Origin of the sequence: Streptomyces sp. NPDC051776 (genome assembly GCF_040681345.1) — a bacterium.
Taxonomy (GTDB): domain Bacteria; phylum Actinomycetota; class Actinomycetes; order Streptomycetales; family Streptomycetaceae; genus Streptomyces.
The window spans coordinates 12,783-34,421 of sequence record NZ_JBFAYQ010000054.1 but is presented as its reverse complement, the minus strand read 5'-3'; the positions used below and the strand labels follow the sequence as shown (position 1 = coordinate 34,421).

The window sequence follows — 21,639 nt, the reverse complement described above, 5'->3', positions numbered from 1 at the left end:
AACGGTTGAGATCAGCTCGGTGAACCGCCGGATGCGGGCCCGCATGTCCGGTGGTGTGAGAGGAGGGCCGGGCGACCCGGCCCTCCTACTCGATTCGAATGGGATGTACTCGGCCGCGCCGTCCCGCAGAGCGCGGCAGCGTGCCGGCGGTCGGTGACGGGCCGTCCACGGGAGGCCCGGTGACGGGCGGTCAGCGATGCCCGTTCACTGATCCGCGGTCAGCGATGCCCGATCAGTGGTCCGCGGAGGAACCGCCCGTCGCGTGACCGCTGTTCGCGGACGCCTCGGCGCCGGGGGACTGCTGCGTCCCGGCGCCGTCGCCGTTCAGCTCGTCCTCCGACGCGGTGTCCTCGCCTTTCTAGTCCTCGCCGGCCCCCGGCGAGGTGGTGGCGCTCGCCGAGCGCGAAGGGGTTGGTACGGCCGTGGGACCAAATCCCTCGAAGTATCGCGTCGCGGGCACGACGAAGGCCTGGAGCTTGACCTCGCCGGTCTCGCTCAGGTCGAAGACGACGTTCTGGACGTCGCCGTCCCGCATGGACTCGCTGCCAGTGGCCATGACCGCGGACGGGTTGCCCTCGCCGCCCAGGATCAGGGCGCCGCCGGCCGGGACCGTAAGCGGTCCGGTTCCCTTGGCGGGGGAGAGCTTCACCTTCTCCTTCGAACCCTCGACGGTCACCGACTTCAGGACCTGGTCCTTGTCGCCGTTGTTGAAGATCTTGGCGGCGATGACGGCCGAGCCCTCGGTGCCCTCGGGCTGGGTGATCACATTCGCGTTCTGGATCTTGATGTCGCCGATGTGTGTCGCTGCGTTGTCCGGCTTGACCTGCAGCGTCGAGGCCGAGTTCCCGGCCCCGCAGGCGGTCAGCGCGGCGAGGGAGAAGGCGATAGCAGTGGCGGCGAGAGCGCCGCGTCGGATGCTGCGGCTCACGGCGGCGGCAACTCCTTGGACGACGGGAGGGGCGGCTCGAAACCGCCCCAAGGGCTTGTCAGCGGGCTTAGGTTACCGAGCCGTCCTTCCGGCTCCGCACCCGACCCGCCCCGGCGCCATTCGCCCCCTTCAGGGGCTGTCGGCGGAAAATCCACCGGACACCTGTCCGGGCGATTATCCGGGCGAATCCGGGAAGCCGCCGGAATTGATCAGCATTGACCGGCGCGGACCATCCCGTTCTCCGTCCGGCGCCCGCGAGGAACACCCCGATGAACACCTCGTTGAACACCCGGATGAACGCGGCGCCGAACACCTCGGTGAACACCGCCATGAACGCCGCGCCGGGTGTCCCGGATGCATGTCGCGGATCCCCGTCGCCGTCAACACGGTGATCAATTCGCGGAACGTGTCGAACCGGGCCCGAAGGATCCGATTGGAGTAGTGGAAGTCAGCCACCTGGACTCCGGCAAACCGGGACGTTCGACCTGTCTTACGGGGCCCGCAAGGTGGGTAACCGCGATGTTTCACCCTGCCGCCACAGCCGCTCCGACCTGCGAATTCCCGCTTCCTGAGAAGACCCGCAGCACGTTCCAGGCGTTGTTGTCAAGCCCCGAGATATGCCCTGACCTGCGAAAACGCCATTCAGAACGCGCCGTTCCCGTGTTACTCTGGATAGCCACGGAAGGGGTACCTGTCACATGACGTTCAAGGTTGGCGACACCGTGGTCTATCCCCATCACGGGGCCGCGCTGATCGAGGCCATCGAAACTCGCCAGATCAAAGGCGTGGACAAGACCTACTTGGTGCTGAAGGTCGCCCAAGGCGACCTGACGGTTCGTGTGCCAGCGGACAATGCGGAGTTCGTCGGCGTGCGCGATGTGGTCGGACAGGACGGGCTGGACCGGGTCTTCGAGGTGCTGCGTGCGCCGTATGCGGAAGAGCCGACCAACTGGTCCCGCCGCTACAAGGCAAATCTCGAGAAGCTCGCGTCCGGTGACGTGATCAAGGTTGCGGAGGTTGTGCGCGACCTGTGGCGCCGTGAGCGGGAGCGCGGGCTTTCCGCAGGTGAGAAGCGCATGCTCGCCAAGGCCCGGCAAATTCTGGTGAGCGAGCTCGCCCTCGCGGAGAACACCAACGAGGACAAGGCAGAGGCTCTGCTCGACGAGGTCCTCGCGTCCTGACGCGCTGACCCGCCCCGCAGGTCCGTCGCTCCGTCGGCCGCCGGCCCGGAAGCTCTTCCGGGGTGGATCGACGCCGACGTGACAGCTGGTGTGTCTATGCCGCGGTGCCCGGGTGACGAAAGTCCGTCGCCGGGCGCTGCGGCATGTGTGCGGCAGCATGAGCGCGCCGCCCTTGTGGACAAGCGTGCCGGGCCCGGGCAACTCTCCCCCAGCGACCGCTGGCGGGGCCCCCGGACCAGTTGTCACGGAAGGGACTGGTCGGGGCATCGCGCCCGGCACGCTGAGGCCATACCCAATCCGGCCGAGGAAACAAACCTGAACGCGCAACCAATGTCCGAGACGCCGCGTCCCGCGGGACGCTCCGGCAGCCCGAACAACACCCGTACCGCCGCGGTGATTCCGGCCGCGGGGCGCGGAGTCCGCCTCGGCCCCGGCGCCCCCAAAGCGCTGCGCACTCTGAGCGGCACCCCGATGCTGGTGCACGCGGTACGGGCCATGGCCCGCTCACGTGCCGTCTCCCTCGTCGTCGTGGTCGCGCCCTCCGACGGGGCGGCCGAGGTCCGCAACCTCCTAGGCGACCACGCCCTGCCAGGGACCACTGACGTGCTCGTCGTGCCCGGCGGCGAGACCCGCCAGGAGTCCGTACGGCTCGGTCTCGCGGCGCTTCCCGACGACATCGGCATCGTGCTCGTGCACGACGCCGCCCGCCCGCTCGTGCCCGTCGACACCGTCGACGCGGTGGCCGCGGCCGTACGGGACGGTGCCCCGGCGGTCGTCCCCGCCCTGCCACTGGCCGACACTGTCAAGCAGGTCCAGCCGCGGTCGGGGGGCGAGCCGGAGCCCGTCACCGGGACGCCCGAGCGCGCCCTCCTGCGCGCCGTGCAGACCCCGCAGGGCTTTGACCGCGCCATGCTCGTCGAGGCACACGAGAAGGTCGCTCTGGAGGGCGAGGGGGCCACGGACGATGCGGGGATGGTCGAGCGGCTCGGCATCCCGGTCGTGGTGGTGCCGGGCCACGAGGAGGCTTTCAAGGTGACCAGGCCCCTGGACCTCGTCCTGGCCGAGGCCGTACTCGCCCGCAGGAGGGCCACCGATGGCTTCTGAGTCCTCCGAGCATCCGCTCCTGCCGCTGACGGGCATCGGCACCGATGTGCACGCCTTCGAGGAGGGCCGTGAGCTGTGGTGCGCGGGGCTGCTGTGGGAGGACGCCGAGTACGGGCTGGCCGGGCACTCCGACGGTGACGTGGCCGCACACGCCGCCTGCGACGCGTTGTTCTCCGCGGCAGGTCTCGGTGACCTCGGCGCGCACTTCGGCACGGACCGGCCCGAATGGTCCGGCGCCTCCGGTGTGACTCTTCTCACAGAGGCTGTCCGGATCGTACGGGACGCCGGCTTCGGGATCGGCAATGTGGCGATCCAGGTGATCGGTGTCCGGCCCAAGATCGGCAAGCGCCGGGAGGAGGCGCAGAAGGCGCTCTCCGCGGCCGTCGGCGCGCCTGTGTCGGTCTCCGGCACCACGACCGACGGCCTCGGCCTCACCGGCCGTGCCGAAGGCCTGGCCGCCATCGCCACCGCCCTGGTCTACCGCCGCGCCCAGCCTCCCGGCACCCGCCGGGAGCCACCCCCATGACCGGCCTGTCCATGACGGCCCGTCCCATGACCGGTCCGCGCGGGACCGGCCCACCCAGACCGGCTGGCGCGGGACCGGCCTGCCCCGGTCCTGGCCGCGCGGGAGCCGCCGCCGATGTCCGAGGGGCCGCACGCGCTCCGGGACCCGGTGTGCCGCGCTTCCTCACCTGGATGGGCACGCGCACCGGGAATGAAGCCGGGCCGACGGGTAGTTGAGAGCTATCGCCTCACCCGACCCGTAAGTACCCGTCCGCACCCGGAAGGACCGACCGTGGCACACGCGCTCTCCGACGAACTCGGAAATCTCCTCGACCAGCCGGTCTTCGTCACCCTGGCCACCATCCAGCCCGACGGCAGCCCCCAGCTCTCCGTCGTGTGGGTGAAGCGCGAGGGCGACGACCTCCTGATCTCCACCACCGTCGGCCGCCGCAAGGAGCGGAACATCCGCCGCGACCCGCGGGTCACCGTCCTGGTCAACCCGGCCGACGCCCCGTACACGTACGCCGAGATCCGCGGCACCGCCACCCTCACCGACGACCCCAAGGCCGAACTGATCGACGACTTGTCGCTGAAGTACGCCGGCAAGCCGTACGCCGAGTTCAATCCGGCCTCGTCCGAGGACGCCCCGCGCGTCGTCGTGCGGATCACCCCGCGCAAGGTCGTCGGCAGCATCTGAGCCGGGCGGGTCGGTGTCGACCGGTGGCCCCGCGCCCGTACCGCATCCGTGTGCCCCGCGCCCCGGCAGGCGCGGGGCACTGCCCGCGGCGCACTACTCTTGATGCGTGACCATTCGCCTGTACGACACCAGCGCCCGGCAGATCCGTGACTTCGCCCCGCTTCGGCCGGGCTGTGTCTCGATCTACCTGTGCGGTGCGACCGTGCAGGCCGCCCCGCACATCGGGCACGTCCGGAGCTACCTCAACTTCGACATCCTGCGCCGTTGGTTCGTCCACCGCGGCTACGACGTCACCTTCATCCGGAACGTCACGGACATCGACGACAAGATCCTCGTGAAGTCCGAGGAGACCGGCGAGCCGTGGTGGTCGATCGGCTACCGCAACGAGCGCGCCTTCAACTACGGCTACAACGTGCTCGGCTGCCTGCCGCCCACCTACGAGCCGCGCGCCACCGGCCACATCCCCGAGATGGTCGACATGATGCGCGTCCTGATCGACCGGGGCCACGCCTACGCCGCCGACGGCAACGTCTACTTCGACGTGAAGTCCTTTCCCGAGTACCTCCGGCTCTCCAACCAGGAGCTGGAGAACCTCCGCCAGCCGGAGGGCGAGGGCGAGACCGGCAAGCGCGACCCGCGCGACTTCGCGATGTGGAAGGCCGCCAGGCCTGGGGAGCCGAGCTGGGAGACCCCGTGGGGGCGCGGCCGTCCCGGCTGGCACCTGGAGTGCTCGGCGATGGCGCACAAGTACCTCGGGTCCGCCTTCGACATCCACGGCGGCGGTGTCGACCTCGTCTTCCCGCACCACGAGAACGAGATCGCCCAGGCCAAGGCCTACGGTGACGACTTCGCCGCGTACTGGATGCACAACGGCTGGGTCACCATGAGCGGCGAGAAGATGAGCAAGTCGCTGGGGAACTCGGTGCTCGTCGGCGAGATGGTCAAGAGGTGGCGCCCCATCGTGCTGCGCTACTACCTCGGCACCCCGCACTACCGCTCGATGATCGAGTACAGCGAGGAGGCCCTGCTCGAGGCCGAGTCCGCCTTCGCGCGTATCGAGGGCTTCATGCAGCGGGTCGTCGAGAAGGCGGGCGGCCCGGTGGACCCCGCGCCCGAGGTGCCCCGGGCCTTCGCCGAGGCGATGGACGACGACTTGGGCGTCCCGCAGGCGCTCGCCGTCATCCACACGACCGTGCGCCAGGGGAACTCCGCGCTGACCGCCGACGACAAGGAGGCGGCCGTCGCAGGGCTCGCCGAGGTCCGTGCGATGCTCGGGGTGCTCGGCCTCGACCCGCTCGACGAGCAGTGGACGGGCGGCCCCGGCCGCGGCGAGGACCTCCACGGTGTGGTGGACTCCCTGGTGAGACTGGTGCTGGACCAGCGTCAGGCCGCACGGTCCCGCAAGGACTACGCGACGGCGGACGCGATCCGCGACGAGCTGCAGCAGTCGGGGCTGGTCATCGAGGACACCCCGTCGGGACCGCGCTGGGAGCTCGGCCCGCGCTGAGGCGTCCGCCCCGTCCCCGCCGGACATCGCCTGCGGCAGGGCATCGCTTCCGGCCGGGGACCCCGTCCGCCCGACCCGTCCGCGCCCCGTGCGCGGCACACTGTCCGAATACGTACGTACGCCCGGCACGCGCCGTCCGCGCGTGCCCGCAGGAAAGAGTTTGGTGACGCATGGCGGGTAACAGCCAGCGCAGGAACCGCCGCACGTCGTCCAAGAAGGGCGCGACGGTCGGCAGCGGCGGCAAGCGGCGTCGCGCTCTCGAGGGCAAGGGGCCCACCCCGCCCGCCGAGATGCGCAAGGGGCACGCCAGGCAGCGTGCCGCGGCCGCCAGGACCAAGCAGGCCGCCCGGCGCCCGGCCCCGCGCCGCGGAGGCGCCAAGGGCACCGCTGAGCTGGTCGTCGGCCGCAACCCGGTTCTCGAGGCACTGCGCGAGGGTGTACCGGCGAACACCCTCTACGTCCAGCAGTTCATCGACAACGACGACCGGGTGCGGGAGGCGCTGAAGCTGGCGGCCGACCGCGGGGCGCACGGCAGTGGCGGCATCGCGCTCATGGAGGCTCCGAAGCCCGAGCTGGACCGGATGACCAACGGCCTGAACCACCAGGGGATGGTCCTGCAGGTCCCGCCGTACGAGTACGCGCATCCGGACGACCTGACCGCGGCCGCCTTCGACGCCGGCGAGGACCCGCTGATCGTCGCCCTCGACGGCGTCACCGACCCCCGCAACCTCGGCGCGGTCGTCCGCTCCGTCTGCGCCTTCGGCGGCCACGGTGTGGTCGTCCCGGAGCGGCGGGCCGCGGGGATGACGGCGGGCGCCTGGAAGACGTCCGCGGGCACGGCGGCGCGTACGCCGGTGGCGCGTGCCACGAATCTGACGCGCGCGCTCGAGGCGTACCGGAAGGCCGGGGTGACGGTCGTCGGCTTGGCGGCGGACGGCGAGGTCGAACTGCAGGACCTGGAGGTGCTGGACGGTCCGGTCGTGGTCGTCGTGGGCAGCGAGGGCAAGGGCCTGTCGCGGCTGGTCGGCGAGAACTGTGATCTGCGCGTCCGCATCCCCATGCCGGGCGGTGCCGAATCGCTGAACGCCGGTGTGGCAGCGGGAGTTGTGCTGTACGAGGCGGCGCGCCGCAGGGCGTAACCGGGCCGGCCCGGCCCATGGGGCGGGGCGGGACCGACGCCATAGGTCCGCGGGCAAGGGGCTCTGTCCATGGGGCAGGGCCCCTTTCGGCGTCCCCTTGCAGGGTGACGGCGTACGGGGTGAACAGGGAAGCGGCGCCTGGGTGTTCCGTCCCCGTGCTCCCCCCACCTGCACTGGGAGCGGCACCCGGGGCGCGGGAAGAGGGTCTTGACGGGCCTCGGACAGATCGGCGCGGTCAAGGCAGTGTCCTTAACGCGGGTCACTCGGTTAGATGAGCGTGGACACCAGAACACCCCGCCCTATGGGGGGACGCTCGCCAGGATTCGACGCCGAGCCTGCGCTGAGCACGGTGAAGGTGCCGTGCGACCCGGCTCAGGTCATCGTCAACCACGCGAGCTTCCGAGTGCAGCTCGCCACGCCGGTGCAGGTCGCGAGCGGCAGACGAACGCTCGTGGACACCGCGCTGTTCGCCGGTGCGCTGCCCGCAGGCGCCAGGCCCCGTACCCCCGCCGCCATCGGCGCCGCCGCCAAGCGCCGCAGTCCGGTGGTGTGGAGCGGCCGTACGGAGCCGGGCGACCCCGCCGCGGGCCGGCTCCTGCAGGCGGTGCGGAACTCCGGGGTGGGTCTCGGCACGGAGTCCGGCGGTGTGGACGCGGGCGCCACCACGCAGGTGCTGCCGCGGGTCGACTTCGACGATCCGCCGCCAACGGTCATCAGGCCCCGCCTCCCGGAAGCCGACGACGACACCACGGTGCTCCGGCCAACTCGGACCGGGCACCGGGCGGGCAGCCTGATCCCGCCCGTGGACCGGGACGCCGAGGAGTACGCGGACCACGACGACTGGGAGGACGCCGAGTTCGCCGAGGACGAGCGCCCCGGGGGCCGCCGCCACGCGGACAACGTCCGCCACGCCTACTACCCGGGCCGCCGGATGAACCTCGGCGTCGTCCTGCTCCCGCTGCGCATCTTCCTCGGACTGATCTCCGTCTACGCGGGCATGGGCAAGCTGTGCGACCCCGTCTACTTCGACGGCGGGGACCGCGGTTCGATGGTTACCTGGCTCTCCCGTCTGGAGCCCTGGGCCGTCGCCTCCCCGCTGCGGGACTTCGCGGTCGCCCATCCGGTCGGCGCCGGGCTCACCGTCGCCTTCCTCCAGGTCGTCGTCGGTGTGCTGACGATCTTCGGCCTGTGGCAGCGGCTCGCGGCCTCGGTCGGGGCGCTGCTCTCGGCCGCGCTGCTGGTCACGGTGAGCTGGAGCTCGGGACCGGCGTACGAGGCGCCGGACATCATCTACCTCGCCGCGTGGAGCCCGTTGGTGATCGCGGGCGCCCCCGTCTATTCGATGGACTCCCGGCTCGCCGGAGAGGCGTGGCGCAGGCTCGGTCCGCGCGTCACGATCTGGCAGCTGCGGCGCCGCGTGCTCCGGCGCGGCACCCTGATGGCCACGGTCGTCGGCGGGCTGACCCTGCTCGTCGGGTCGATGCTCGGCGGCGCCGTACGGTCCGCCGACATGACGACCGTGCCGGGCCCGACGGACGCGCCGCGCAACCACCTTCCCGGTTCGCCGCTGCCGCAGGAGCCGGGCGAGGAGAAGGCTTCGCAGGGGCCCACGTCGGCGGGTACCGGCTCGCCCGAGGCGAGCCGTAGCGCCGGCCCGTCCGCCTCGTCAGGCGCCACGACAGGCCCCGACGGGGCCCGGGAGAGCCGGACCGCGGGCACGGGGCAGCAGCCGGGCCAGTCCCCGTCCGGTCAGAACGGCAGCGGGGTCGCCCAGCAGCCGGCAGCGCCCGCGCCCCCGCCGAGCCGTACGGCAGGGCCGTCGTCGAACGGCGGCGGCTCCTCGAACCCGGGTGGCGGCCCGGGCGGCGACGGCGGATCGGGTGGCGGCGGCTCGGACGGCGGTTCGGGCGGCGACGGCGCTCTCGGCGGCCTCCTGGGCTGATCCGGAACGCCGCGGCCATCCTCTTCCGGCGCCGTCCCGCGCAGTGGCGTGGGACGGCGCCGGTCGTCGCGTACGGGGTGGGACGCGCGTACGAGTGGGACGCCGAGGGCACGCGTACTGCCGATCCCGACCGCGTAACGGCACAAGAATTGGTCTACACCTGGACGGGCTTGGTGTAGACCAAGCAGCTTGGGTGCTCTCAATTCCCCACAGAGGACGCCGCGTTGAGCCGGTGCTCCGGCTTGTCCTCGCGCGGTTCGCGAAACGAAGGAGTGCTCAAGGCCTGGGCCCGGAGCCGTCCTGCCGGGTTCGAGGGCTGCCCTCGGTCCACGAGGGCAGCCAAGGGAGGAGCCCGTCCGTGGCAGGCGGACGTGTCACCGGCTCCGCATTAGGCTGGTAGACGTGGCGTTGCCGTGCATGTTCGTGGTGGATCACGACCCGAGTTCGCTGCGGGTGTTGCTCGCCGACCTCAGGCGACGGTTCGGCAGGGCATTCACAGTGAAGGGCGCGAGTTCGCCGGACGCCGCCCTGGCGACGGTGCAGGAACTGGCGGAGGCCAAGGAACCGGTCGCACTGCTGCTCGTGGACGACCACTGCATCGACGTCCTGGCACGGGCGCATGAGCTCTGTCCGCGAGCCAAGCGTGTGCTTCTGGTGGATCGCGACTACTCCTCGACGAGCCCGGCCGTACAGGCGATCGCGCTCGGCCGGGCCGACTACCACATCGTGCGGCCGTGGGCGAACGACGAGACGCTGTACCGCGCGGTGAGCGAGTTCCTGTCCTCATGGGCGAGTGAGCAGGAGCCGGAATTCGAGCTGTTCCGTGTCGTCGCGCGGAAGGGCGACCGCCGCGTGGTGCGGCTGCGCGATGTCATGGCCCGCTTCGGCATGCCGTTCGCGGTCTATCCGGCCGAGGAGGAGGCCGGACGGCTTCTGCTGCGGGAGGCGGGCGTCGAAACGTCGGACCTTCCGGTGGTGATCCGCCACGACGGCCAGACGTTCGTCGATCCGCAAATGCCCGATCTCGCGCGCGCGATCGGGGTCAGCGTCACGAACGACACGGACGTCTGCGACGTCGCCATCGTCGGTGCCGGACCGGCCGGACTGACAGCGGCCGTGTACGCGGCGTCCGAAGGGCTGGAGACCGTGCTGCTCGAAAAGGTCCTCTCGGGTGGGCAGGCGGGGACGAGCCCGATGATCAGGAACTATCCGGGGTTCCCTCACGGCATTGCAGGCGGCGACCTCATGGGGCAGACCTGCGAACAGGCGTGGCTGATGGGCGCGCACATCGTATTCGCGCAACAGGTCGTCGGGCTCGAACGCTGCGGCGACCGGCTCGTGGCGCACATGCTGGACGGTACCGAGGTGAACGCGCTCGCGGTGCTGATCGCCACGGGTGCCGACTGGCGGCGTCTCGGCGTCCCGAGCCTGGAGGCCCTCATCGGGTCCGGCGTGTTCTACGGCACGGCCGTGGGCGAGAGCCGGGCGATGCGGGATCAGGATGTCTTCATCGTCGGTGCCGGGAACTCGGCCGGTCAGGCCGCGTTGCATCTGGCAAGGCACGCTCGAACGGTCACCCTGGTCGTCCGGGGAGAAGGCCTGGCGATGTCGGCGTCGGCCTATCTGGTACGTGCCGTCGAATCGACCCCGAACATCATCGTCCGTCATCGGACGGAGGTGATCGACGGTGGCGGCGACGGGCGCCTGGAACACCTGACACTCGCAAACTGCGCGGCGGGCACCGTCGAACAGGTTCCGGCAACCGCGCTGTTCATCATGATCGGCGGCAGACCGCACACGCAGTGGCTCCCGGACAGCATCGCGCGTGACGGACAGGGTTACCTGGTGACCGGCCGCGAGATCCGTGAGGAGAGCCCGGCGCACTGGCCCCTCCCCCGGGACCCCATGCCACTGGAGACGAGCATGCCCGGCGTATTCGCGGCGGGAGACGTACGGAAGGGCTCGATCAAGCGCGTCGCCTCGGCAGTGGGCGATGGAGCCACGGCAGTTCGTCTGGTGCACGAATATTTGGGGAGCTGACCCCCTGCCGGCGCAGGGCCATTGCCATGACACCTCAGGGGGCATGGGCGACCCCGTAGATGTCAATTGATGATGTCGGGCCGCCGGGCGTTCGTCCGTCATGGGAAAACCCCTCGAACTTACCGCGTGGAAGCACCCGAGTGTCCCGCGCGGCCAGGGCCGGACGACGGATTCCTCAAAGCCCTTTGGGTTTCCGGAAAAACAGGCTGGGCTGTTGGGGTGAGGAGAGGGAAGAGGCCCATGACCGGGAGGGCCAGGCTGAGTTGAGCAGAAAGGAAATGGCTTGCCGTTGATGGGCATAAGGAGGATCCGGGATGCGGATGAACAGAATCGCGACGGCCACAATGCTGGTTCTGGCAGTGAGTGGATTTGGGGCAGCGGGTTCCGGGACGGCGTTCGCCGGGACCGATCCCGTTGACGCCCAGGCGAAGGCGAGCGCTGCGGGAGGGTCCGACACGGCTGGGGATGTCTTCCAACAGAACATGGCGCAGTCCTCGCGGCAGAACAACAACTGCAACAACGTCAACATGAATATCCGGGAGCCGTCGCTCACCGCCGGCCGGGCGACGGGCCGGTGCGTGACCAGCGACGGATCCCTGACCGCGTTCTCCCGCATCCACGACGGCCCCGTCCAAGCCCAAGGCGGCACGTCGGCCTCGAGCCTGCTTCAGCAGAACACTGCCCAGCGCGGCAGGCAGAACAACAACTGCCACGACCGAAACGACGCGGACTTCGACGTGGACGGCGGCCGGGTGGAGGCGCATTGTGGGAACAAGGACGTCTCGTTCAGCAAGCACGCTCGTATCAAGGGCGGTGGTGCTCGAGCCGAAGGCGGCTCCAGCACAGGCAGCGATGTGTTCCAGCAGAACGTGGCGCAGGGGGGCCGGCAGAACAACGCCTGCGACAACCCCAATCGAATCGCGGACCTCACCGTGACGGGGGGCCGGGTGGAGGCGCATTGTGGGAACAAGGATGCCTCGTTCAGCAAGCACGCTCGTATCAAGGGCGGTGGCGCCCGAGCCGAAGGCGGCTCCAGCACAGGCGGAGGCGTCAACCAGCAGAACTTCGCGCAGGAGGGGCGGCAGAACAACGCCTGCAACAACTTCGGCGCCGACTCGCGCAACGAAGTGACGGGGGGCCGGGTGGAGACGCGTTGCGGGAACAAGGATGTCTCGTTCAGCAAGCACACCCGCATCAAGGGCGGTGGTGCTCGAGCCGAAGGAGGCCCCAGCACAGGCGACAACTTGTTCCAGCAAAACGTCGCGCAGGAGGGCCGGCAGAACAACAGCTGTGACAGCCCCAACTTCGCCGACTCGTCACTCGATGTGTCCGGTGGTCGGGTGGATACGCGTTGTGGGAACAAGGATGCCTCGTTCAGCAAGCACGCTCATACCAAGGGCGGTGGCGCCCGAGCCGAAGGCGGCTCCGCCATCGGCGAGGTCGACCAGCAGAACATCGCGCAGGAGGGGCGGCAGAACAACGCCTGCAACAACCCCAACGGCTTCTCGGACATTGATGTGACGGGTGGTCGGTTGGATACGCGTTGTGGGAACAAGGACGTCTCGTTCAGCAAGCACGCTCGTATCAAGGGCGGTGGCGCCCGAGCCGAAGGCGGCTCCAGCACGGGCGATGACATGTTCCAGCAGAACATTGCCCAAGAAGGGCGGCAGAACAACGCCTGCAACAACAGCAACTTCGTCGGCATCGAGGTGGACGGTGACCGGTTGGAGGGCAGCTGCGGGAACAAGGACGGCTCCTTCAGCAAGCACACCCGCGTCAAGGGCGGCGGCGCCCGAGCCGAAGGCGGCTCCAACACGACCGCTGCCGACCTGCTTCAGCAGAACATCGCTCAAGAAGGGCGGCAGAACAACAACTGCAACAACCTCGACAACGACGCGACCCTCACAGTGACAGGGGGCCGGGTGCAGGCGCGGTGCGGGCACAAGGACTTTTCGTTCAACCGCAAGACGTTCGTCAAGGGCGGTGGCGCCCACGCGGAGGGCGGCTCCGCCACAGGCGCAGCGGTGAGCCAGCAGAACATCGCTCAGGAAGGCAGGCAGAACAACTCCTGCCACAACGTCAACCTCCCTGCTGAAGGGATCGACTTGAGCGGCAGCCGGTTGCGGACGGGCTGCAAGACAGTGGATCACTCCGCCAACCTCCACACCGCGGACATCGGCGGAGGAGCTCAGGCCCAGGGCGGCTCCAGCACAGCGGAGCTGCTCCAGCAGAACTCCGCCCAGGAAGGCCGGCAGAACAACAGCTGCAACAACTCCAACAACCTCACCGTCACCACCACCGGCAGCCGCACACAGACCCACTGCGTCGCCATCGACCGTTCCACCAACATCGGCACGATCAACCGCTGAGCCGGACAAGCCCCGCCGCAGCCCGCTGCGGTGCGGTACGGCGGGGGCCAGACCCCGGGAGGACGCTGGTGGGCCGCACAGCGTGACCCACCCGGCTCGATGAACGGGTTGCGGCACTCGATGCCGGACGCCCCGGACGATCTTCCGTCCGGGGCGTCAGCGCTGTTCGGGCATGGAGCCGCCTGTCGGGTTCGAACCGACGACCTTCGCTTTACAAGAGCGGTGCTCTACCAGCTGAGCTAAGGCGGCAGCGCGTACAGACTACACAGCGTCCGGGCCCCGAGCCACGTCGTCGGCTGACGGGTGACAGCGCAGGTGAGCGGGGGCGTGCACGTTGGTTTCACGCGCCATGGACTACTGACAAACCGCAGAGTCGCAGGGTACCGTCACCGGCAGTTCACACGGGTGGACTACTCCTTTACAACGGATCGTCCGGCACGTTCCTGCCGGTGAAGGGACCACAACATCATGGCTACGGTCACGTACGACAGCGCGACCCGGATCTATCCGGGAGCCGACAAGCCCGCCGTCGACAAGCTCGACATCCAGATCGAGGACGGCGAATTCCTCGTTCTCGTCGGCCCGTCCGGCTGCGGCAAGTCCACCTCCCTGCGGATGCTCGCGGGCCTCGAGGACGTCAACGGCGGATCCATCCGGATCGGTGACCGTGACGTCACCCACCTCCCGCCGAAGGACCGGGACATCGCCATGGTGTTCCAGAACTACGCGCTCTACCCGCACATGACCGTGGCCGACAACATGGGTTTCGCCCTCAAGATCGCCGGCGTCAACAAGGCGGAGATCCGCAAGAAGGTCGAGGACGCGGCGAAGATCCTGGACCTCACCGAGTACCTCGGCCGCAAGCCGAAGGCGCTCTCCGGCGGTCAGCGCCAGCGTGTGGCGATGGGCCGGGCGATCGTCCGAGAGCCGCAGGTGTTCCTCATGGACGAGCCGCTGTCGAACCTCGACGCCAAGCTCCGCGTACAGACCCGTACGCAGATCGCGAGCCTCCAGCGCCGCCTCGGCATCACCACGGTCTACGTCACCCACGACCAGGTCGAGGCCATGACCATGGGCGACCGCGTGGCGGTCCTCAAGGACGGTCTGCTGCAGCAGGTCGACTCGCCGCGCAACATGTACGACCGCCCGGCCAACCTGTTCGTCGCCGGCTTCATCGGCTCGCCGGCCATGAACCTCGTCGAGGTGCCGATCACCGACGGCGGCGTGAAGTTCGGCAACAGCGTCGTGCCGGTGTCCCGTGAGGCGCTGTCCTCCGCGGCCGACAAGGGCGACCGCACCGTCACCGTCGGGGTCCGCCCCGAGCACTTCGACGTCGTCGAGCAGAACGGCGGCACCGCGGGGTCGCTGTCGAAGGAATCCGAGGACGCTCCCGCAGGCCTGGCCATCACGGTCAACGTCGTCGAGGAGCTCGGTGCCGACGGCTATGTCTACGGCACCGCCGAGGTCGGCGGCGACCGCAAGGACCTCGTGGTGCGCGTGAGCGGCCGCCAGGTTCCGGAGAAGGGCTCGACGCTGCACGTCGTTCCGCGGCCGGGCGAGACCCACGTGTTCTCCACGTCCTCCGGTGAGCGCCTGACCGACTGACGCCCTTCCTTCGTGGCGCCGCACACCGCTCAGCGTGGTGTGCGGCGCCGCGGTATATCCGGGGTACTTCCGGCATTTCGGTTTTGTTCGTCAACATGCCGAGCGGGTCGGCTCGGGATCCGTAGCTCGACAGGGTGACCAAATGTCGCCAAATCACTACCTCTCGCTACGATCGCCGCGTGAATCACGCAGCCCGCCGTATCGGCAGAACCCTCGCACTCGTCCTCCCCGTCGTCCTCGTGCTGTCGGGGACGCTCGCGGTCGCCCGCGTCCCGTGGGCGGCGCCCGACGCCAACACCCAAGTGCTGACCGCGTCCGCGGAGAAGGCCTCCACCCGTGCGGTGTCCCGCGCGCCGCAGGACATCCTGCGGGAGCGGCTGCTCGCCGAGCTCCAGGAGAAGGACCCGGGCAACGCGCTCACCGGTCTCCAGCAGGCGACCGAGGCCCGCCCCTCGCTGGCCCGGCACTGCGCGTCGATCGCCCGCGCGCTCGGACGTGCGGCCGTTGCGAAGTACGGCGCCCGCAAGGCGCAGAGCTTCTCCCGCCCGGTGTGCGACACCTCCTTCGCCCACGGCGTGGCGCAGGACGCGAGCTGAGCAGGGGGCCCGCCGTCCGGGCCCGCTGCAGGTCCGCCGCTCTCCTCCCCGGCTCCGTTTCCCCGGCGCCGTTTCCCCGGCTCCGTTCCTCGTTCCCGGCGTTTCGCTTCTCCGCATTACTGTGTGCCGCGCCTGCGCATAAGGTGCGAAGCATGACAGAAGAGCAGCGCGCGGGCCGTGGCGACGGCCACCCCTCCCCGACGCAGGCCGTGATCCTGGCCGGTGGCCAGGGGGCGCGCCTGCGTCCGTACACCGACGACCGTCCCAAGCCGATGGTCGAGATTCCCGGGACCGGGACTCCGATCATCGGCCACCAATTGGCCTGGATGGCCGCCGAGGGCGTCACGGACGCCGTCGTCTCGTGCGGGCACCTCGCCCGGGTCCTCCAGGACTGGCTCGCCTCCCGGGCGGACCGGCTCCCGCTACGGGTGACGACCGTGGTCGAGGAGGAACCGCTCGGCCGCGGCGGCGGCCTCAAGTACGCGGCCGCTTCGATCCCGGAGCCGGACCGCTCCTGGTACGCCATGAACGGCGACATCTGGACCCGCTTCTCCCTGCGCGAGATGGCCGCCTTCCACGAGGAGCGCGACGCGTTGGCGACCCTGGCGCTGTCCCGGCCGCGCATGCCGTGGGGGGCCGTCGAGACCAACGAGTTCGGCAGGATCGTGGACTTCGTCGAGGCCCCGCCGTCGCCGTATCTCATCAACGCGGGCGTCTACGTCTTCGCCGCCGCCTTCACCGAACTGCTCCCCGACCGCGGCGACCATGAGCGGACGACCTTCCCGCGCCTCGCGCGCGAGCGCCGCCTCGCCGGATTCCCGCTTCCGCAAGGCGCCTACTGGCGCGCGATCGACACCGCGAAGGACCTCGACGAGGCGGCCGGGGAGCTGGCCGCGGCGAGGAGTTGAGCCCCGACCCGAACGGAGAGCCGCCCCGCCGGGGCCCCCGGGCGCGGCCGGGCGGAGGGAGGACGAGATCGTGAACATCCTCATCGTCGGCGGCGGCATCGGCGGGCTCGCGGCTGCGATCGGCATCGCCCGGAACGGGCACCGCGCGACCGTACTCGAGCGCCGCGACACCTTCGCCGAACTCGGCGCCGGAATCCAGCTCGCCCCCAACGCCTTCCGCGCCCTCGACCACCTCGGTGTGGGCGACGCGGTACGCGACCGGGCCGTCCATATCGACGCGTTGCGGCTCATGGACGGGACGACGGGGGAGTGCGTGGCCACGATGCAGCTCACCGGCCCGTATCGCGAACGGTTCGGCAACCCGTACGTCGTCGTCCACCGCAACGACCTCTACGAGCCACTACTGGAGGCCTGCCGCGCCGCTCCCGGCGTCGCGCTGCGCGCCGACAGCCCGGTGGTGTCGTACGAACAGGACGACACCGGTGTGACGGCGGTCCTCGGCACGGGGGAGCGCGTGAGAGGGGCGGCACTGATCGGCGCCGACGGGATCCGGTCGGTCGTGCGGCGTCAACTCGTCGGTGACGGCGAGCCGCGCGTCTCGGGCCACACCATCTACCGGTCCGTCATCCCGATGGAACAGGTGCCCGGGCAACTCAGGTGGAACACCGTCACGTTGTGGGCCGGGCCCCTCTGGCACTTCGTCCACTACCCGATCGGCCACGGCTCGTACCTCAACCTGGCCGCCGTACGGGACGACGGGGCGCGCGAGGTGGTGACCGGGGTTCCGGCCGAACGCGCACATGTGCTGGGCGAGTTCCCGGACCTCGGCGACACCGCGCAGCAGCTGCTGGAGCTTGGCGAGGACTGGCGGCGCTGGGTCCTCTGCGACCGCGACCCGGTCAACCGCTGGACCGACGGCCGCGTCACCCTGCTCGGTGACGCCGCGCATCCCATGCTGCAGTACGCGGCTCAGGGCGCGTGCATGGCGCTGGAGGATGCGGTGTTCCTGGGCGAGCTGCTGCACGAGTGCGGTGGGGACGAGGTTCCGGGGCGCCTGGAGACATACGCGGGGGGCCGCCGGGACCGCACCGCCCGCGCGCAGCTCGTGTCGAGGGAGATGGGGACGCAGCTGTACCACCCGGCCGGTGAGGAGGCGGTGCGGCGGAACACGATGCTGGCGTCGCTGTCGCAGGAGGATCTGCGCGCGAAGGTGGCCTGGCTGCACGGTGCGGGCGGCACCGGTCATAGCCTGGGCGGATGATCCGTACCGCCACGCCAGGGGACGTCCCCGCCATCGTCGCCATGATCCGCGAGCTCGCCGCCTATGAGAAGGCGGAGCACGAGGTGGAGGCCACCGAGGAACACGTCCGGCGCGCGCTCTTCTGCGAGCGGCCCGCGGCGTTCGCCCACATCGCGGAGACGGAGGGGCGCACCGAGGGCTTCGCCCTCTGGTTCCTCAACTTCTCGACCTGGACCGGCGTCCACGGCATCCACCTCGAGGACCTCTACGTCCGCCCCGAGGCCCGCGGCCGCGGGCACGGCAAGGCGCTCCTGGCCGAGCTGGCCCGTATCTGCGCCGAGCGCGGCTACGGCCGTCTGGACTGGTCCGTGCTCGACTGGAACACCCCGTCGATCGGCTTCTACCACTCCCTCGGAGCCGTGCCCCTGGACGAATGGACCGGCTACCGCCTCACCGGCGGCGCCCTGGCGCGGCTGGCAGCGTCCAGCCCGGGGCCGGCACCGGCCCCGGCACCCGCGCCTGATTCGGAAACGGTGCATGTGCCGGGCCAGGCCCCGGGGGCCCAGGACGACCCCGCCGGGCGTCCCGCCTGACCCCGGGCGCGGTGCGCGTCCCTGGGCGCACCCGCGCCGGCGCCGTTGTCAGTGGCTGCCTGCAGGATGGGGGGCGCGTACGACGAGACCGGACAGCGGGAGAGGCACAGGGAGAGGCGTATGGAGCTGCAGCCGTTCGACGAGGGCGGGCTCGAGGGCGAGGGGGACTACGAGGGCCTGCTCTTCGCGGACCTCGACCTCGCGGGGCAGGACGGACGGGACGCCCGCTTCCTGGACTGCGCGCTGCGGCGCTGCGGTCTCGACGAGACGCGTCTGGCCGGGGCGCGGTTCATCGACACCGAGCTGGAGGAGATGCGCGGTATCGGCACCGACCTGGCGGGCACCGTGCTCCGCGATGTGACGCTGATCGACGCCCGGCTGGGCGGGGTACAGATGCACGGTTCCGTCATGGAGAGGCTCGTCGTGCGCGGCGGCAAGATCGACTATCTGAATCTGCGGGGGGCGACGCTCAAGGACGTGGTCTTCGAGGGATGTGTGCTGGTCGAGGCCGACTTCGCCGGAGCGCAATTGGAGCGGGTCGTCTTCCGGGACTGCACACTGCGGCAGGTCGATTTCAGTAGTGCGCGGATGAAAGAGGTGGATCTGCGGGAGGTGGTCGAATTGGACATTGCACGTGGCGTGGACCGATTGGCCGGAGCGGTGATCAGTCCCACCCAACTTCTCGAATTGGCACCGGCATTCGCCGCGCAGATCGGTGTACGGGTCGCGGGCCCCGACGACTGATATCGAATCGCAAGGTGCGGAAGTGGTTTCCCGTGGTCGAGTTCGGCTATCAGCGGGGGCATGGACAACAGCCGTGAACCCATACCCGCAAATGACCCCTACCGCGGGACCGACGCGTACCGCAGGAACCTGCCCGGCACCGGTGCAAACCGGGCAGGGCTCATCATCCACACGATCGCGGACATCGCCGCCGGATTTCTGGGTCTGTGGATCGTGCTGTATCTCCTGGAAGCCAACCAGGCGAACGTTTTCGTTGATTTCGTGCATGGCATGGCGAATTTCCTCGCCGGATGGTCGCAGGACATTTTCACCATGGACACGGAGGGGCTGCGCGTCCTCCTCAATTACGGCCTGCCTGCCGTGATGTACCTGGCCATCGGTCACGGGCTGGCCGTGCGCCTGCGGCGGGCCTGAACGTCATGCCGATTCAGACCCGGGGGAAACGTGCTTGCAGGTCCCAGATGACGGGATTGCCTGCGAGGGCATCGTGCATGTCCGTGAGGTCCGCGATCAGATCGTGAAGAAAGTCGCGGGCCTCACGGCGCAGTGCCGCGTGGTTGAACGTGAGCGGCGGTTCCTCGGTGGGCCGCCAGTCCGCCGTGATGTCGACCCACCCGAAGTGGCGCTCGAAGACCAGGCGGTCCGCGGACTCCGTGAAGTCAAGTTCGGCGTACTGCGACCGGTGTGACCGGCTGCCGCGAGGGTCGAGGTCGAGCCGTTCCACGATGTCGCACAGGGCCCATGCGAAGTCGAGCACGGGCACCCATCCCCAGGCTGTGGACAACTCCCGGTCCTTCTCCGTGTCGGCGAGATACACATCGCCGCAGAACAGGTCGTGACGCAGCGCGCGTACGTCCGCATTCCGGTAGTCCGTCTGCGGAGGGTCGGGGAAGCGGGGCGAGAGCGCATAGCCGAGGTCGATCACGGCTCGATGGTGTCATCCGTCCCTTCGCCGCCGTACGCCCGGGAAGCCGCCGGGGTCTGTCCTGCCGACGATTCGCCTTCGCCGACAGGGCAGCCTTCATGGACAAGGCTCCGCCTTCGCCGACCGATCCGCCCTCGCCGACAGGGCCGCCTTGGGTCACCGGACCGCGTGCGATGCCCGATCCGCCCTCGCCGACAGGGCCGCCTTGGCTCACCGGACCGCGTGCGATGCCCGAACCGCCTTCGCCCATCGGGCCGCCCTCGTCGCTCGGGCCGCCACGCAGGTTCTTGCGCAGGACCGTGCACGGGCGGTGCAGCCGTCGGTCCTCCCGGTGGTCGATGACCTCGTAACCGAGTGACGACCAGAACGCCAGCGCCCGCGGGTTGTTCTCCAGTACCGCCAAGCGGACGCCTTCATGCCCCTCCGCACGGAGCCGCTCCTCCACCAGTCCGGCCAACTCCCGCCCGTAGCCGGTCCGTTGCTCCTGCCCGTGCACCATCAGCAGACCGATCCACGGGTCCGGGTCGTCGGGGTCGGGATGCTCGGCGAGCGTGATGGCGACGCCGAGCAGCCGGTGGCCTTCGCGGCCGAGCAGCACCTCGGCGGCAGGGTGCTCCAGTTCCTCCCGGATGCTCGCCGCGACCTGCTCGGGGCGGATGTCCTCAGGGTCGGGGAAGTCGCCGCTGATGCGCTGGAAGACCGGGTCGGAACGGTAGAGCGCGGTCAACTCGTCGAGCAGGGGCGCGGGCAGACCGTGGGGGCCGTGCGTCCCGTCGTCAAACAGCGTGAGCGGTTCCAGGATCATGCGTCGACGCTAGCGCCGAGGGCCCGGTCGGTCCGCCCGGCGCGCGTGTCGGTGCGGCTCGGGCGCAGGCGTCCGTACGGCTCCGGCCCCCGTGACCGTACGGCATTGTGCGCGGGGGCGAGGGGCGGGCCGGCAGGCTGCCGTCACCAGAGTTTGTCGATCTCGCCGGGGTACAACTGGATGCGGGCGTCGTGGAAGGATATCTCCCGGCGGCGGCTCTCCTCCGAGAAGAAGCACGCCATGGTGACCTTGTCGAAACCCGGCCTGTCGCTGGGGAAGGGGGCTTCCGGTGTCCCGCCGATGAGGACCGTGCCGGGGAGAACCTGCCAGCCCGCGCTCTCGTAGAACGCCTGCAACGGCCGGGCGCAGGTGAACAAGCCCACGTCCGTCTTCCCATCGGCCATCTCCTCGCGCGCCGCGCTCACCAGCCGCCGCCCATGGCCCCGCCCGCGGTGGGAGCCGCGGGTCGCGACCGTGCTGAGCCCGGCGGCCGCATAGCGTCGGCCGGCGTGGACGATCTCCTTCGAGAGGATGTCGAGCGCGGCGAGCACCGTGCCCTCGCCCCCACCCGCACCGTCGCTGTCCCTGTCGACGAGCAGCATCGTGCGGGGATTCAGTGCCGGATCGTGGCTGAGGCGGTCGGCGGAGAGGTCGGCGGAGAGAGTGGGCGCGCCCTCGTACGGCCAGGCCTCCTCCTGTAGTTCGAGCACCTGGGCGCGAAGGGCGGGCGGGGTGGCCGCCTCCGGGAAGGTCAGGATCTCCACGGGGCCGGACCCTAACGGCTGGTGCGACCGGGCGCGATCGGATTTCCC

Annotated in this window: 20 protein-coding genes, 1 tRNA gene and 1 pseudogene; 16 read left to right on the top strand and 6 right to left on the bottom strand. The window is 70.0% G+C overall.

The features are described from left to right. Positions 1-358: 358 nt before the first annotated feature. Both AB0M26_RS28065 and AB0M26_RS28060 read right to left on the bottom strand, forming a co-directional pair. Complete coding sequence (locus AB0M26_RS28065; protein WP_365265230.1) at positions 359-928, bottom strand: DUF461 domain-containing protein; 570 nt, start codon at positions 926-928, stop codon at positions 359-361. A gap of 67 nt (positions 929-995) precedes the next feature. Next, positions 996-1,259 (bottom strand): hypothetical protein, encoded by a 264-nt coding sequence (locus tag AB0M26_RS28060; protein ID WP_365265228.1) that lies wholly within the window; start codon positions 1,257-1,259, stop codon positions 996-998. Positions 1,260-1,626: 367 nt separating this feature from the next. Between AB0M26_RS28060 and AB0M26_RS28055 the strand changes: the two genes are divergently transcribed. The 9 genes from AB0M26_RS28055 to AB0M26_RS28015 all read left to right on the top strand — a co-directional run bounded on the left by AB0M26_RS28055 (position 1,627) and on the right by AB0M26_RS28015 (position 13,411). Beyond that, positions 1,627-2,109 (top strand): CarD family transcriptional regulator, encoded by a 483-nt coding sequence (locus AB0M26_RS28055; protein ID WP_003953493.1) that lies wholly within the window; start codon positions 1,627-1,629, stop codon positions 2,107-2,109. A gap of 330 nt (positions 2,110-2,439) precedes the next feature. Continuing rightward, the gene (gene ispD / locus AB0M26_RS28050) at positions 2,440-3,213 is read left to right on the top strand and encodes a 2-C-methyl-D-erythritol 4-phosphate cytidylyltransferase (RefSeq protein ID WP_365265226.1); all 774 of its coding nucleotides are present in this window, start codon (positions 2,440-2,442) and stop codon (positions 3,211-3,213) included. Beyond that, positions 3,203-3,739 (top strand): 2-C-methyl-D-erythritol 2,4-cyclodiphosphate synthase, encoded by a 537-nt coding sequence (ispF, locus tag AB0M26_RS28045; RefSeq protein ID WP_365265224.1) that lies wholly within the window; start codon positions 3,203-3,205, stop codon positions 3,737-3,739. The genes ispD and ispF overlap by 11 nt, the downstream gene beginning before the upstream one ends. Before the next feature lie 270 nt (positions 3,740-4,009). Then, positions 4,010-4,414, top strand: a complete 405-nt coding sequence (locus AB0M26_RS28040; protein ID WP_365265222.1) for a PPOX class F420-dependent oxidoreductase — start codon at positions 4,010-4,012, stop codon at positions 4,412-4,414. 106 nt (positions 4,415-4,520) lie between these two features. Then, a complete protein-coding gene (cysS, locus tag AB0M26_RS28035; RefSeq protein ID WP_365265218.1) occupies positions 4,521-5,921 on the top strand; it encodes a cysteine--tRNA ligase in 1,401 nt (466 codons plus the stop codon). A 170-nt stretch (positions 5,922-6,091) separates the two neighbouring features. Beyond that, positions 6,092-7,060: a 23S rRNA (guanosine(2251)-2'-O)-methyltransferase RlmB gene (rlmB, locus tag AB0M26_RS28030; protein ID WP_365265216.1), complete on the top strand. Its 969-nt coding sequence runs from the start codon at positions 6,092-6,094 to the stop codon at positions 7,058-7,060. A gap of 271 nt (positions 7,061-7,331) precedes the next feature. After that, positions 7,332-9,002, top strand: coding sequence for a DoxX family membrane protein (locus AB0M26_RS28025; protein WP_365265214.1), 1,671 nt, complete (start codon positions 7,332-7,334; stop codon positions 9,000-9,002). 402 nt (positions 9,003-9,404) lie between these two features. Continuing rightward, positions 9,405-11,042: an FAD-dependent oxidoreductase gene (locus tag AB0M26_RS28020; RefSeq protein WP_365265212.1), complete on the top strand. Its 1,638-nt coding sequence runs from the start codon at positions 9,405-9,407 to the stop codon at positions 11,040-11,042. A gap of 314 nt (positions 11,043-11,356) precedes the next feature. Next, the gene (locus tag AB0M26_RS28015; RefSeq protein WP_365265210.1) at positions 11,357-13,411 is read left to right on the top strand and encodes a hypothetical protein; all 2,055 of its coding nucleotides are present in this window, start codon (positions 11,357-11,359) and stop codon (positions 13,409-13,411) included. Between the two features lie 173 nt (positions 13,412-13,584). On the opposite strand, the gene AB0M26_RS28010 is transcribed toward AB0M26_RS28015, so the two are convergent. Next, positions 13,585-13,660, bottom strand: a tRNA-Thr gene (locus AB0M26_RS28010). Between the two features lie 219 nt (positions 13,661-13,879). On the opposite strand from AB0M26_RS28010, the gene ugpC reads away from it, so the two are divergent. The 7 genes from ugpC to AB0M26_RS27975 all read left to right on the top strand — a co-directional run bounded on the left by ugpC (position 13,880) and on the right by AB0M26_RS27975 (position 19,511). Next, positions 13,880-15,016, top strand: a complete 1,137-nt coding sequence (ugpC, locus tag AB0M26_RS28005; protein WP_365265208.1) for a sn-glycerol-3-phosphate ABC transporter ATP-binding protein UgpC — start codon at positions 13,880-13,882, stop codon at positions 15,014-15,016. 179 nt (positions 15,017-15,195) lie between these two features. Beyond that, positions 15,196-15,612, top strand: coding sequence for a hypothetical protein (locus tag AB0M26_RS28000; protein ID WP_365265206.1), 417 nt, complete (start codon positions 15,196-15,198; stop codon positions 15,610-15,612). A gap of 152 nt (positions 15,613-15,764) precedes the next feature. After that, a complete protein-coding gene (locus AB0M26_RS27995) occupies positions 15,765-16,520 on the top strand; it encodes a nucleotidyltransferase family protein (protein WP_365265204.1) in 756 nt (251 codons plus the stop codon). Positions 16,521-16,587: 67 nt separating this feature from the next. Continuing rightward, the gene (locus AB0M26_RS27990; RefSeq protein WP_365265234.1) at positions 16,588-17,781 is read left to right on the top strand and encodes a 3-hydroxybenzoate 6-monooxygenase; all 1,194 of its coding nucleotides are present in this window, start codon (positions 16,588-16,590) and stop codon (positions 17,779-17,781) included. Beyond that, positions 17,778-18,353: a GNAT family N-acetyltransferase gene (locus tag AB0M26_RS27985; RefSeq protein WP_365265202.1), complete on the top strand. Its 576-nt coding sequence runs from the start codon at positions 17,778-17,780 to the stop codon at positions 18,351-18,353. The genes AB0M26_RS27990 and AB0M26_RS27985 overlap by 4 nt, the downstream gene beginning before the upstream one ends. Before the next feature lie 120 nt (positions 18,354-18,473). Beyond that, on the top strand, positions 18,474-19,097 hold the full coding sequence (locus AB0M26_RS27980) for a pentapeptide repeat-containing protein (RefSeq protein WP_365265200.1): 624 nt from the start codon (positions 18,474-18,476) through the stop codon (positions 19,095-19,097). A gap of 60 nt (positions 19,098-19,157) precedes the next feature. Continuing rightward, a complete protein-coding gene (locus AB0M26_RS27975; protein WP_365265198.1) occupies positions 19,158-19,511 on the top strand; it encodes a hypothetical protein in 354 nt (117 codons plus the stop codon). A gap of 13 nt (positions 19,512-19,524) precedes the next feature. Here AB0M26_RS27975 and AB0M26_RS27970 read toward each other — a convergent pair whose 3' ends face one another. From AB0M26_RS27970 to AB0M26_RS27960, 3 genes and pseudogenes are all read right to left on the bottom strand, one after another. Further along, positions 19,525-20,022 carry a hypothetical protein gene (locus AB0M26_RS27970; RefSeq protein WP_365265196.1) on the bottom strand — a complete coding sequence of 166 codons (498 nt, stop codon included), beginning with the start codon at positions 20,020-20,022 and terminating at the stop codon, positions 19,525-19,527. A 340-nt stretch (positions 20,023-20,362) separates the two neighbouring features. Next, positions 20,363-20,827: pseudogene (locus AB0M26_RS27965) on the bottom strand (GNAT family N-acetyltransferase); the annotation flags it as partial. A gap of 143 nt (positions 20,828-20,970) precedes the next feature. Then, positions 20,971-21,591, bottom strand: a complete 621-nt coding sequence (locus tag AB0M26_RS27960; protein WP_365265194.1) for a GNAT family N-acetyltransferase — start codon at positions 21,589-21,591, stop codon at positions 20,971-20,973. Positions 21,592-21,639: the final 48 nt, after the last annotated feature.

Excerpts from the sequence above, each read along its gene's own strand:
- AB0M26_RS28055 (WP_003953493.1), top strand. The coding sequence starts at position 1,627 with ATGACGTTCAAGGTTGGCGACACCGTGGTCTATCCCCATCACGGGGCC.
- rlmB (WP_365265216.1), top strand. The coding sequence starts at position 6,092 with ATGGCGGGTAACAGCCAGCGCAGGAACCGCCGCACGTCGTCCAAGAAG.
- AB0M26_RS28060 (WP_365265228.1), bottom strand. The coding sequence starts at position 1,259 with ATGGCGGTGTTCACCGAGGTGTTCGGCGCCGCGTTCATCCGGGTGTTC.
- ugpC (WP_365265208.1), top strand. The coding sequence starts at position 13,880 with ATGGCTACGGTCACGTACGACAGCGCGACCCGGATCTATCCGGGAGCC.
- AB0M26_RS28025 (WP_365265214.1), top strand. The coding sequence starts at position 7,332 with ATGAGCGTGGACACCAGAACACCCCGCCCTATGGGGGGACGCTCGCCA.
- ispD (WP_365265226.1), top strand. The coding sequence starts at position 2,440 with ATGTCCGAGACGCCGCGTCCCGCGGGACGCTCCGGCAGCCCGAACAAC.
- AB0M26_RS27975 (WP_365265198.1), top strand. The coding sequence starts at position 19,158 with ATGGACAACAGCCGTGAACCCATACCCGCAAATGACCCCTACCGCGGG.
- AB0M26_RS28015 (WP_365265210.1), top strand. The coding sequence starts at position 11,357 with ATGCGGATGAACAGAATCGCGACGGCCACAATGCTGGTTCTGGCAGTG.
- AB0M26_RS27995 (WP_365265204.1), top strand. The coding sequence starts at position 15,765 with ATGACAGAAGAGCAGCGCGCGGGCCGTGGCGACGGCCACCCCTCCCCG.
- AB0M26_RS27985 (WP_365265202.1), top strand. The coding sequence starts at position 17,778 with ATGATCCGTACCGCCACGCCAGGGGACGTCCCCGCCATCGTCGCCATG.
- ispF (WP_365265224.1), top strand. The coding sequence starts at position 3,203 with ATGGCTTCTGAGTCCTCCGAGCATCCGCTCCTGCCGCTGACGGGCATC.
- AB0M26_RS27980 (WP_365265200.1), top strand. The coding sequence starts at position 18,474 with ATGGAGCTGCAGCCGTTCGACGAGGGCGGGCTCGAGGGCGAGGGGGAC.